At 35.3% G+C, this 11,687-nt stretch carries 15 protein-coding genes; 12 read left to right on the top strand and 3 right to left on the bottom strand.

Annotated elements, in window-relative coordinates; all coding sequences use genetic code 11:
• Positions 1 to 96: 96 nt before the first annotated feature.
• Entirely contained in the window at positions 97 to 555 is a 459-nt protein-coding gene (locus tag AABM59_RS06300; protein WP_338408128.1) for an FKBP-type peptidyl-prolyl cis-trans isomerase, read from the bottom strand.
• A 103-nt stretch (positions 556 to 658) separates the two neighbouring features.
• Positions 659 to 2,521 carry an ABC-F family ATP-binding cassette domain-containing protein gene (locus AABM59_RS06295; protein ID WP_338408168.1) on the bottom strand — a complete coding sequence of 621 codons (1,863 nt, stop codon included), beginning with the start codon at positions 2,519 to 2,521 and terminating at the stop codon, positions 659 to 661.
• Positions 2,522 to 2,590: 69 nt separating this feature from the next.
• On the opposite strand from AABM59_RS06295, the gene AABM59_RS06290 reads away from it, so the two are divergent.
• The 12 genes from AABM59_RS06290 to AABM59_RS06235 all read left to right on the top strand — a co-directional run bounded on the left by AABM59_RS06290 (position 2,591) and on the right by AABM59_RS06235 (position 11,154).
• A complete protein-coding gene (locus tag AABM59_RS06290; protein ID WP_338408127.1) occupies positions 2,591 to 3,724 on the top strand; it encodes a glycosyltransferase family 2 protein in 1,134 nt (377 codons plus the stop codon).
• 101 nt (positions 3,725 to 3,825) lie between these two features.
• Complete coding sequence (locus AABM59_RS06285; RefSeq protein WP_338408126.1) at positions 3,826 to 5,124, top strand: dihydrolipoamide acetyltransferase family protein; 1,299 nt, start codon at positions 3,826 to 3,828, stop codon at positions 5,122 to 5,124.
• A 138-nt stretch (positions 5,125 to 5,262) separates the two neighbouring features.
• Positions 5,263 to 6,039: a 3'-5' exonuclease gene (locus AABM59_RS06280; protein WP_338408125.1), complete on the top strand. Its 777-nt coding sequence runs from the start codon at positions 5,263 to 5,265 to the stop codon at positions 6,037 to 6,039.
• Positions 6,040 to 6,056: 17 nt separating this feature from the next.
• Positions 6,057 to 6,668 (top strand): fumarylacetoacetate hydrolase family protein, encoded by a 612-nt coding sequence (locus AABM59_RS06275; RefSeq protein WP_338408124.1) that lies wholly within the window; start codon positions 6,057 to 6,059, stop codon positions 6,666 to 6,668.
• Positions 6,668 to 7,012, top strand: coding sequence for a histidine kinase (locus tag AABM59_RS06270; RefSeq protein WP_338408123.1), 345 nt, complete (start codon positions 6,668 to 6,670; stop codon positions 7,010 to 7,012). The genes AABM59_RS06275 and AABM59_RS06270 overlap by 1 nt, the downstream gene beginning before the upstream one ends.
• 218 nt (positions 7,013 to 7,230) lie before the next feature.
• The gene (locus tag AABM59_RS06265; RefSeq protein WP_338408122.1) at positions 7,231 to 8,484 is read left to right on the top strand and encodes a competence/damage-inducible protein A; all 1,254 of its coding nucleotides are present in this window, start codon (positions 7,231 to 7,233) and stop codon (positions 8,482 to 8,484) included.
• Positions 8,485 to 8,555: 71 nt separating this feature from the next.
• A complete protein-coding gene (gene rpmB / locus AABM59_RS06260) occupies positions 8,556 to 8,792 on the top strand; it encodes a 50S ribosomal protein L28 (RefSeq protein ID WP_338408121.1) in 237 nt (78 codons plus the stop codon).
• Positions 8,793 to 8,815: 23 nt separating this feature from the next.
• Positions 8,816 to 9,004 carry a 50S ribosomal protein L33 gene (gene rpmG / locus AABM59_RS06255; protein WP_103806173.1) on the top strand — a complete coding sequence of 63 codons (189 nt, stop codon included), beginning with the start codon at positions 8,816 to 8,818 and terminating at the stop codon, positions 9,002 to 9,004.
• A 9-nt stretch (positions 9,005 to 9,013) separates the two neighbouring features.
• Complete coding sequence (locus AABM59_RS06250) at positions 9,014 to 9,166, top strand: DUF4295 domain-containing protein (RefSeq protein WP_066310049.1); 153 nt, start codon at positions 9,014 to 9,016, stop codon at positions 9,164 to 9,166.
• Positions 9,167 to 9,292: 126 nt separating this feature from the next.
• The gene (gene ftsY, locus AABM59_RS06245; RefSeq protein WP_338408120.1) at positions 9,293 to 10,246 is read left to right on the top strand and encodes a signal recognition particle-docking protein FtsY; all 954 of its coding nucleotides are present in this window, start codon (positions 9,293 to 9,295) and stop codon (positions 10,244 to 10,246) included.
• A gap of 187 nt (positions 10,247 to 10,433) precedes the next feature.
• Positions 10,434 to 10,877, top strand: a complete 444-nt coding sequence (locus AABM59_RS06240; protein WP_338408119.1) for a hypothetical protein — start codon at positions 10,434 to 10,436, stop codon at positions 10,875 to 10,877.
• The gene (locus AABM59_RS06235) at positions 10,858 to 11,154 is read left to right on the top strand and encodes a DUF721 domain-containing protein (protein ID WP_338408118.1); all 297 of its coding nucleotides are present in this window, start codon (positions 10,858 to 10,860) and stop codon (positions 11,152 to 11,154) included. Before AABM59_RS06240 ends, AABM59_RS06235 begins: the two co-directional genes overlap by 20 nt.
• Positions 11,155 to 11,262: 108 nt before the next feature.
• Here the strand turns inward: AABM59_RS06235 and AABM59_RS06230 are convergent, their stop codons facing one another.
• A complete protein-coding gene (locus tag AABM59_RS06230) occupies positions 11,263 to 11,682 on the bottom strand; it encodes a nucleoside-diphosphate kinase (RefSeq protein WP_338408117.1) in 420 nt (139 codons plus the stop codon).
• Between the last annotated feature and the right edge of the window lie 5 nt (positions 11,683 to 11,687).

Here is an 11,687-nt window from a genome sequence, read left to right as displayed (position 1 = left end):
TAACCCCCAAAAGAGGAATTAGCAACAAATAAAAAAACCACAACAGGATTAAATTATGTTGTAGTTTTTTTTTGTTAAGCTAGAGTTTGGTAATTGCTAATTTACTGAAATTAATTTTACCTCAAAAATAAGGACCGAGCCGCCAGGAATTGAGCTGTAATCATTATTCCCATAACCTAAATGAGCAGGCACTAAAAGAATACCGTTTCCGCCAGTTTTAAAAAGAGGAATGCCTTCTGTCCATCCTTTTATGACTCGGTTCAAACCAAATGAAATCCCTGCAGCACTACTTTGGTCGAACACGGTTCCATTTGTATAATAGCCTTTATAAGCTACGGTTACATTAGATGTTGCGTTGGGTTGTGTCCCGGTTCCAGTATTGGTAATCACATAATACAAACCAGAATTGCTTCGTTGTGCCGTTAAATTGTTTTTGGCTATATAGGCTATAATTTCTTGCTCGTTTTTAGCAACGTAATCAATATTTGTTCCTTTATCTTTCGAACAAGAAATAAAAAGAGTTAAGACTAATAGTGAAGATAAGAGGTGTTTCATAGGGAATGGAATTTTTTTTGAATGGCAAATATAGTACAATTTATTTAGGGTTAGATATTGTGATAATTAGCAACGTTGAAATCAGTCTTTTCGAAATAGTTATTTATCCCTCAATCTTGGCAGAAAGTTCAAACCATCGTTCTTCTCGATTTTCAATTTTAATGTTGATTTTTTCCAGTTCTTTCGCTTTGGCCGAAATATCCGCATCGGCTACTTTTCCGTCAGAAAAAAGTTGTTCGATTTTGGCTTTTTCGATTTCTAAATCTTTGATTTCTCTTTCTATCTTCTGAAATTCCTTTTGCTCATTGAACGTCAGGTTTCCTGTTGGATTGTTCTGTTTCCAGTCTTTCTTTTCGGACTTGTTGTCTTCTTTTTGAGCAACATCGGCACTGTCTTCATAAGCCCTGAAATCAGAGTAATTTCCTGGAAAATTTTCTATTTCTCCCTGTCCTCTAAAAACAAATAAATTATCAACAATTTTATCCATAAAGTAACGGTCATGCGAAACTACCAGCAAGCAACCCGGAAAATCCAAAAGAAAACTTTCCAAGACATTTAGGGTCACAATATCCAAATCATTCGTGGGTTCATCCAGAATCAAAAAGTTCGGATTTTGGATTAAAACGGTACACAAATACAAACGTTTTAACTCGCCACCGCTCAGTTTTTCGACAAAATCGTATTGTTTTTTCGAGTCAAAAAGAAAACGTTCCAGCAATTGTGAAGCCGAAATCAATCGGCCTTTCATCAACGGAATAAATTCCCCGTATTCCTTAATGACATCAATCACGCGCTGTCCCGGTTTTGGGTTAATTCCGCTTTGGGTATAATATCCTATTTTGATGGTGTCGCCAACGACTATTTTTCCAGAATCTAAAGGCAAAGTCCCTGTTAACAAATTCAAAAAAGTAGATTTTCCAGTTCCATTTTTCCCAATGATTCCAATGCGTTCGCCACGTTGAAAATCGAAATTGAAATTATCCAAAATCACGTGATCCTTAAATTTCTTAGAAATTTTGTGAAGCTCTATAATCTTGCTTCCCATGCGTTCCATATTAATTTCGAGTTCGATCACGTTCTCGCGACGGCGACTTTGCGCTTTTTCCTTTATATCATAAAAATCATCCTGACGCGATTTGCTCTTACAAGTTCTCGCTTTTGGTTGACGGCGCATCCATTCTAATTCTTTTACGAACAAGTTTTGGGCTTTGTCCACACTCGAATTTTCGGAGGCGATTCGTTCCTCTTTTTTCTCTAAATAATACGAATAATTTCCTTTGTATTGGTATATTTTTCCGTTGTCGAGTTCGATGATTTCATTGCAAACACGTTCCAAAAAGAAACGGTCGTGCGTCACCATAAACAAGGTGATGTTTTCTTTGGCAAAATAACTTTCCAACCATTCGATCATCTCCAAGTCCAAGTGATTCGTGGGTTCATCCAGAATCAACAAGTCGGGACGATTAATTAAAATGATGGCCAATGACAAACGTTTTTTCTGTCCACCGGAAAGGTTTTTCACCTTCAACTTAAAGTCTTCCAACTTCAATTTGAACAAAATTTGCTTGTATTGCGTTTCGAAATCCCAAGCATTATGTTGGTCCATTCCGTCGAAAGCTTTTTGGTAGGCTTCCTCATCTTCTGGATTTTCCAATGCTTTTTCGTAAGCTTCAATCACTTTCAAAGTTTCGTTATCCGATGCAAAAATGCTTTCTTCAATCGTCAATTCGTCTTGCAATTTACTGTCTTGGGACAAGAAAGCCATTCGGATGCTTTTTCGAAGTACGACTTGTCCTGTATCAGGTTCGTCAAAACCATTAATAATATTCATTATGGTGGTTTTTCCGGAACCATTTTTGGCTATAAAGGCAATTTTTTGGTCTTTATTAATCCCAAACGAAATGTTTTTGAAAAGGGTGCGTTCTCCAAAAGATTTCGAAATATTTTCTACTGATAAGTAATTCACAAGTGTAATTTTTTGCAAAAGTAAGGTTTTTGATTTTAAACTTTGCAACTTAAAATATACCTTTGGAAAATGCAACTATCCGTCATCATTCTCAATTATAACGTTCGCTATTTTCTGGAGCAATGTGTTTTAAGCGTCGAAAGCGCTTTAAATACTATTGATGGTGAGATTATTGTCGTCGATAATAATTCCTCTGATGACAGTTGCGCGATGATTAAAGAGCGTTTTCCAAACGTCAAACTAATCGAAAACAAGGAAAATTCAGGTTTTCCAAAAGGGAACAATATTGGCGTTTTGGTTGCCAAAGGCGAATATATTTGTATTCTAAATCCAGATACGGTGGTTGCCGAAGATACTTTTTTGAAAGTGTTGGCTTTCGCCAAAAAACAAAATAACTTAGGAATCGTAGGTGTTAAACTCATCGACGGAACTGGAAATTTCCTGCCAGAGAGCAAACGAGGAATTCCATCCCCTTGGGTTGCATTTACAAAAATTACGGGCGTGTACAAAATTTTCCCGGAAGCATTCGGAAAATATTATGCCCGTCATTTATCGGAAAATGAAACTGGAAAAGTTGAGATTCTTGTTGGTGCTTTTATGTTGATGAAACGGGATTTGTACAATGAAATAGGTGGTTTTGACGAGAATTGTTTTATGTATTCAGACGATATCGATTTGAGTTATATGGCATTGAAAAAAGGAAAGTCGAACTATTATTTTCACGAAACTTCTGTTATTCATTATAAAGGAGAAAGCACAATTAAGGACGGAACGTATATGAAACGTTTTCAGGAAGCGATGAGTTTTTTCTATAAAAAGCATTTCCGAGTATCCTTTTTCTTTTCTATTTTTATGAAAATGGGAATTGTGTTTTTTTTATTGGTAAAACTATTTCAAGGAAAACCAAAACCAAAATCATCGCCGGATAATTATGTTTTGATTTCTGAGGATGAAATTTGGAGAGAAAAATTAAAAAATAAATTCCAAACACCAGTTAGAATCCAAGACATATTTAAATCATTTTCAGAAAATAGTGTCTCAGAAATTATTTTTGACCAAAATTATCTTGATTACAAAACGATAATTCAAGCTTTCGAGATAAATAAAAACAAGGGTTTTACGTTTAAAATTCTTCATAAATCTTCTAATTTTCTTATTGGCAGCAACAGTAGTTTTGATAGGGGAGAGGTTGTTAAAATTTAAGATATTTGAATAGATGTATATTTGTGTAATTCGTGGTTAAAACTAAAAATAATCACTAATTTTGCAAGCAGAAACTTAAAACCACCTTCATAGGTAACAATATGGCAAGATTTGAATTAAAACTTCCAAAAATGGGGGAAAGCGTTGCGGAAGCGACCATCACAAATTGGTTGAAACAAGTTGGTGATAAAATTGAAGCCGATGAAGCGGTGCTTGAAATCGCCACCGACAAAGTCGATAGCGAAGTGCCAAGCGAAGTTTCGGGAATTTTAGTGGAGCAATTGTTTGGTAAAGACGATTTAGTTAAAGTAGGTCAAACCATTGCCATTATTGAAACGGAGGGCGATTCAGTTTCAGAAAATGCGAATCAAGAAGTTGTTATTCCGGCTGAAGTGACAGCAATTGAAAAAAAGATTGAAGTCACCAAAGAAACCATTTCTACTCCAACTAATTTCTTGGATTCCGAAAAATTCTTTTCTCCATTGGTAAAAAACATTGCCAAAGAAGAGGGGATTTTAGTCGCGGAATTAGAAAACATTTCTGGCTCCGGAAAAGACGGAAGAGTTACGAAAGAGGATATTTTGAAATTTGTCGCTGACAGAAAAACGGAACCAAAAGCCAAGAGTCAAGAGCCAGCTGTTTCTACACTAGCTCCTATCATACAACAAGCAACTCCAGTTTCTGTAAACGGAGGTGACGAAATCATCGAAATGGACAGAATGCGCAAGCTGATTGCGGGTTATATGGTGTCTTCGGTGCAAACTTCGGCTCATGTACAATCGTTTATCGAAGTCGATGTGACGAATATTGTAAAATGGAGAGATAAAGTTAAATCAGCTTTCGAAAAAAGAGAAGGTGAGAAGCTAACGTACACTCCAATTTTTATGGAGGCTGTTGCCAAAGCCTTGAAGGATTTTCCTATGATGAATATAGCTGTCGATGGGGATTTTATTATCAAAAAGAAAAATATAAACCTTGGAATGGCAGCTTCACTACCTAGTGGAAACCTAATTGTTCCGGTTATTAAAAATGCCGACCAGTTGAATCTTGTTGGAATGGCAAAAGCGGTTAACGATCTTGGAAACCGTGCTAAACAAGGAAAATTAAAACCAGACGATACACAAGGTGGAACGTATACTGTTACCAATGTTGGGACTTTTGGAAGTGTTTTCGGGACTCCAATTATTAACCAGCCACAAGTGGGGATTCTAGCCCTAGGGGCAATACGTAAAGTACCCGCTGTTATCGAAACTCCTGAAGGTGATTTTATAGGAATTCGTCAAAAAATGTTCCTTTCGCATAGTTATGATCACCGTGTTGTTGATGGTGCATTGGGTGGAAGCTTCGTGAAACGTGTTGCTGAATATCTCGAAGTATTTGATGTAGATAGAAATTTCTAGTTATTGATATACTCTAAAATTATAAAACCCCAATGTTTTTATATACTTTCGGATTTTAATTTTTTTGTCCAAAACTTTTTTAAATAATCGATGAACGGTAAGTTCAAAAAGATATATTTGTCATTCTAAAATTTATAGATGGAGCTCAAGCTTAATAAACCAATTTGTTTTTTCGACCTCGAAACCACTGGAATTGATGTTGCCAAAGATAGAATAGTTGAAATATCAATATTTAAAGTTTTTCCAAACGGAAACAAAGAAAGTAAAACGTGGTTAGTCAATCCGACAATCCCAATTCCGCCACAATCAACCGCTATTCACGGAATCAGTGATGAAAAAGTAGCTAGCGAACCCACTTTCAACGAGCTGGCTTCGCAGGTTTATAATATGATTAAAGATTCAGATTTGGCAGGATATAATTCAGATCGTTTTGACATTCCGTTATTGGCCGAAGAATTGCTTCGTGCTGGAGTAGATTTTGACATGAAAAACCGAGTTTCAGTCGATGTGCAAACCATTTTTCATAAAATGGAAGAAAGGACATTGAGCGCTGCTTTAAAATTTTATTGCAACAAAAAAATCGAAAACGCCCATTCTGCGGAAGCGGATACGATGGCGACTTACGAGATTATGAAAGCACAATTAGATCGTTACCCTGAATTGGTAAACGATATAAAATCACTTTCAGAATTTACAACCCGGAAAAAAATCGCCGATTTTGCAGGAATGATTGCTTTTGATGATGATGATGATGAGATTTTTGCCTTCGGGAAGCATAAAGGAGTGAAAGTAGATAAAGTTTTGGAAACGGAACCAGGTTATTTCAGTTGGATTCAAAATGCAGATTTCCCGCTTTATACCAAGAAAGTTTTGACCGCAATTAAACTTAGAAAATTAAATAATAAATTGAACTAACTTTTGAATCTAAGAAAATGAAAATCATCTGTATCGGTAGGAATTATGTCAATCATATAGAGGAGTTGAATAACGAACGACCAACGGAGCCTGTTATTTTTATGAAACCCGATTCGGCAGTTTTATTGAAGCAACATCCTTTTGTGATTCCTGAATTTTCGCAAGATATTCATCACGAAATCGAAATTATAGTACGAATAAACAAGGTTGGAAAACATATAGAAGCCAAGTTTGCCCATAAGTATTATGATGAAATCAGCGTGGGAATAGACTTTACAGCTCGTGACGTACAAGATCAATTAAAATCGAAGGGATTGCCATGGGAAAAAGCGAAGGCTTTTGACGGATCAGCAGTCATAGGTGAGTTTTTGCCAAAAAAACAATTTAATTCATTAGAAAATATTACTTTTGAATTGACCAACAATAATAAAACGGTCCAAAAAAGTAATGCCAGTCATATGTTGTGGAAAATAGATGAACTAATTTCATTTATTTCTCGATATTTCACATTAAAAATTGGGGATATAATTTTTACCGGAACTCCAGAAGGAGTAGCAGTTGTGAAACCGGATGATGTTTTAGAAGGATTTTTAGAGGGAAATAAACTATTTAGAATACAGATAAAATAATGGCACTACATTACAACCTAGCAAAAGCGTACGCACTTTCAGACAACGATCCAGAATTTGTTATGCAAATCGTAACGTTATTTGTCACCGAAATTCCAGATGATTTGTCTCAAATTAAGGAAGGAATCAAAAATAAAGATCATAAACATGCTTATGCTTTTGCGCATAAAGTAAAGCCAACGCTCGATTTGCTTGGTTTAAACGTGGCTTTCGAAGAAATTCTTCAAGTAGAAGCTTGGACAAAAAACCAAGGCGAAAAGAAAGAAATCAAAGAAACTTTTAAGAGTATTAAGAATCAAGTAAATGATGCCGTTAAGGAATTGAAAAAAGATTTCGATTTATAAGAAGCTAATCCTGCTGTACGTTTTAAGTTTTTTTGAAAATCACTTTTTTTTTCTAAAAATAAAAAAGGAGCTTCCGCTGGGCGCTCTTTTTTATTTAAAAAATAGCAATTTTCTGCAAAAAGCTTCCCGCTTCCATCAGGGCTAAAACACATTTTTAATTTGAGACAACAGCCAAGTTGTCACTACTTTTTTTAAGTTTAAATAAATCTTAAATCAGAATGAAAGCAACCATAATAACCATTGGAGATGAAATTTTAATCGGACAAATTGTCGATACAAACTCCGCTTTTATCGCCAAATCGCTAGATAAAATTGGAGTTGAAGTTCACGAAATTATTTCGATAAGTGATAACAAGCTACACATTCTAGACACATTTTCCAAGCTTCAAAACAAGGTTGATTTGGTGATTATTACAGGCGGACTTGGTCCGACAAAAGACGACATTACCAAGAAAACTTTTTGTGATTATTTTGAAGACGAATTAGTTGTAGATGTCAAAGTTCTACATCACGTAACTCAACTTATAGAGGGTTTTTATAAACGTCCAATAACTCAAATTAACAAAGATCAATCGCTCGTTCCTTCCAAATGTACCATTCTTCACAATCAAGTAGGGACGGCGCCTGGAATGTGGATGAAAAAAGAAAATACCGTATTTATTTCGCTTCCGGGAGTTCCTTTCGAGATGAAATGTTTAGTTGAAAACGAAATTATTCCTAAAGTGGTTCAAGAATACCAACGCCCCTACATTATCCATAAAACGATTTTGACATATGGTCAAGGCGAAAGCTTGGTGGCAGAACGCATTGAAAAGTGGGAAAATAATTTACCAGAATTCATCAAATTAGCTTATCTGCCAAATCCTGGTCGAGTTCGTTTGCGCCTTTCGGCGAGAGGAACCAACAAGGAATTATTGGAAAAATCTATCGAAGAAAATATAGTTTCCTTAACAAAAATTATTGGTGACATTATTGTGGGTTTTGATGATGACGAATCTCTTGAAACTGTTGTGGGACGCCTTTTAAAACAACAAAATAAAACCATTTCGACTGCTGAAAGTTGCACTGGTGGAAAAATTGCTCAGGTTTTTACTTCGATTTCAGGCGCTTCAAAATATTTTAAAGGAAGTGTGGTTTCCTATGCAACTGAAACTAAAATAAATGTTTTAGGGGTTTCTGAAAATTTGATAAAAGAACATTCTATCGTGAGTGCCGAAGTTGCAAAACAAATGGCAATCAATGTCAAAAACCTAATGAAAACGGATTATGCAATTGCCACCACGGGAAATGCCGGCCCAACGAAAGGAGATTTAAATATGGAGCTCGGAGCCGTTTTTATAGCATTGGCAACGCCAAATAATGTGATTGTCGAGGAGTTCAATTTTGGCCAACCACGTGAAAAAGTGATAGATAGAACCGTGATTAAGAGTATGGAAATGTTGCGGAAAGAAATTTTAAAAAATGTGCTTTAATTTTTTGCTTCATCCGTTTATTTTTCTTTTCTTTGCACCCTGATTTTGAATAACGATAAAAGATAAGAATAATGTCAAGAGTTTGTGAACTTACAGGTAAAAGAGCGATGGTAGGAAATAACGTTTCTCACGCTATGAATAAAACTAAGAGAAAATTTTCTGTAAACTTAGTTAAAAAGCGTTTTTATCTTCCAGAAGAAGACAGATGGATTACTCTAAGAGTAGCTGCATCTACGGTAAAAACAATTAACAAAAATGGAATCGCTGCAGTTTTGAAAAAAGCACAAGCAGGCGGATTTATTAAATAATCCCTTCCTAAATATACATCAAGATGGCAAAGAAAGCAAAAGGTAATAGAATACAAGTAATTTTAGAATGTACTGAACACAAAACAACAGGTGTTGCAGGAACTTCAAGATACATAACAACAAAGAACAAAAAAAACACTCCAGACAGGTTAGAGATTAAAAAATTTAATCCAATCTTGAAACGTGTAACTGTTCATAAAGAAATTAAATAATTATTAGTCATGGCAAAGAAAACCGTAGCATCCTTACAAACAGCTTCTAAGAGATTATCAAAAGCCATTAAAATGGTGAAATCTCCAAAAACGGGCGCATATACATTCGTAGAATCTATCATGGCTCCTGAAGCAGTTGATGAATTTTTGAAAAAGAAATAATTCACAATGGCATTTTATAGAAAAGCTACTTTCATTCGGAAGTAGCTTTTTTATTTTCTATATTTACCGTTAGAAAAACACATTAGTTTTTTGAGCTAATTTTTTTTTCTTAATACTATTTATAAAATGAGTTTTTTAAAAAAAATATTTTCTTTAGAAAAAAAGGAGACTTTAGACAAAGGTTTAGAGAAATCAAAAACAACTTTCTTTTCAAAGCTGACCAAGGCCGTTGCTGGAAAATCAAAGGTTGACGATGAAGTATTGGACAACTTGGAAGAAATTCTTGTTTCCTCGGATGTTGGCGTAAACACCACACTTAAAATAATTACTCGAATTGAAAAACGAGTTTCCGAAGATAAATTCCTTGGAACGGAAGAACTCAATCAAATTCTTCGGGAGGAAATTGCCGGTTTGCTTTCGGAAACTAATTCTGGCGAGGCCACCGAATTTATAATTCCTATTAGCACGAAACCCTATGTTTTGATGGTTGTTGGTGTAAACGGTGTTGGAAAAACCACCACCATTGGCAAACTGGCACACCAATTTAAAAATCAAGGATACAAAGTGGTACTTGGTGCAGCCGATACTTTTCGAGCTGCGGCGATTGACCAATTGCAAGTTTGGGCCGATAGAGTAGGCGTTCCATTGGTAAGACAAAATATGGGAAGTGATCCGGCCTCCGTGGCTTTTGATACCTTGCAATCTGCTGTTGCACAAAATGCCGATATCGTCATCATTGATACTGCCGGTCGTTTGCACAATAAAATCAACTTGATGAACGAATTGACAAAAGTAAAACGCGTGATGCAAAAAGTAGTTATCGATGCGCCTCATGATGTGTTATTAGTTCTTGACGGATCAACCGGGCAAAATGCTTTCGAGCAGGCCAAACAATTTACCGTTGCCACCGAAGTAACTTCGCTTGCGGTTACAAAACTTGACGGAACTGCCAAAGGTGGAGTTGTTATCGGGATTTCGGACCAATTTAAAATCCCTGTGAAATACATTGGAGTAGGAGAAGGAATAGAAGATTTACAGGTTTTTAATAAATATGAATTTGTAGATAGTTTTTTTAAATAATAGCCAATGAATTTTTTTTATTTTAAAAAAATTAATCCAATTTACCTCTATTTAGTGAGTATTATTTCGTTTGTTTTAGCGAATATTTTTCGAGATAACAATAATTCTCTATATATTTTTTTGCTGACAATTGGTGTTTCTTTCTTTATTTGGGGTTTTATTATTAGAATAAAAAATAGATAGTAGAATGAAAAATATAATTGGGCTTTTTTTTCTTTTTTTTCTTTTTATCTCTTGCCAGCAAAAGATAAAACCTTCGGATTTATCAAAAATCAATGGCTATTGGGAAATTGAAAAAGTGGTTTTTGACCAAGGAAATGACAAAGACTACACCATAAATCAGAGTTATGATTATTTCCAAGTTGACAAAAATAACACGGGTTTCAGGAAGAAAGTAATGCCACAACTGGACGGCACTTTTGTCGTAAATGACACCTATGAAAATGTAAATATACGTTTCGAAAATGACAAAGTGTTTTTTTATTATATAACTCCTTATGCAAAATGGAGTGAGGAATTAATTGCAATTTATAAGGATCAATTAGTCTTTAAAAATGCCGATAAAAAGGAATATCATTATAAGAAAGTAGCATCAATAAATATTCTAAACGATGGCAAAAAGACTCAATAATCAAAGCACTGTTGGGGATGTTTTGAAACAAATCATCCAAGTAAACAGACTGCAACCTGGGATGGATCAAATAGATGTTAAAGAAGCATGGAAAAATCTAATGGGAAACGGAGTGAATCATTATACTAAAAACGTTGTGTTGAAAGGCAGTACTTTATATGTCGAACTTTCTTCGGCAGTTTTGCGGGAGGAATTAAACCACGGCAAAACTAAAATTGTCACGATGATAAATGAGGAATTAAGACGTGATGTTGTAAAGGATGTTGTTTTGAGATAAAAATCGTAGACTTATGGGATTATAAATAAAAAAATCCCGTCCTGATTTTTATCGGAACGGGATTTTCTATTTTGTGCGATTTTCAAATCTAAAATCTAAAATCATAAATTAAAATTGCTCTCTTCCAGCAAAATGAAATGCGCCTTCGATAGCTGCATTTTCATCACTGTCAGAACCATGAACTGCGTTTTCTCCCATTGAGGTGGCATACGCTTTTCGTATAGTTCCTTCTGCGGCGTCAGCTGGATTTGTCGTGCCAATCAATGTTCTGAAATCTTCTACAGCGTTTTCTTTTTCTAGAATCGCGGCAACTATAGGGCCACGTGTCATAAATTCCACCAATTCCCCGTAGAAAGGTCTTGCTGAGTGAACGGCGTAAAAGGCGCGTGCATCTGCTAATGTCAATTGGGTTAATTTTAATGAAACGATTTTGAAACCAGCATTTGTTATCATTGCCAGTATATTTCCGACATGTCCATTTTCGACACCATCAGGTTTAATCATTGTAAAAGTTCTATTTGTAGCCATTTTTT

Origin of the sequence: uncultured Flavobacterium sp. (assembly GCF_963925185.1) — a bacterium.
GTDB lineage: Bacteria > Bacteroidota > Bacteroidia > Flavobacteriales > Flavobacteriaceae > Flavobacterium.
The sequence above is the reverse complement of the archived record's forward strand: the minus strand, read 5'-3'. Positions and strand labels throughout refer to the sequence as shown.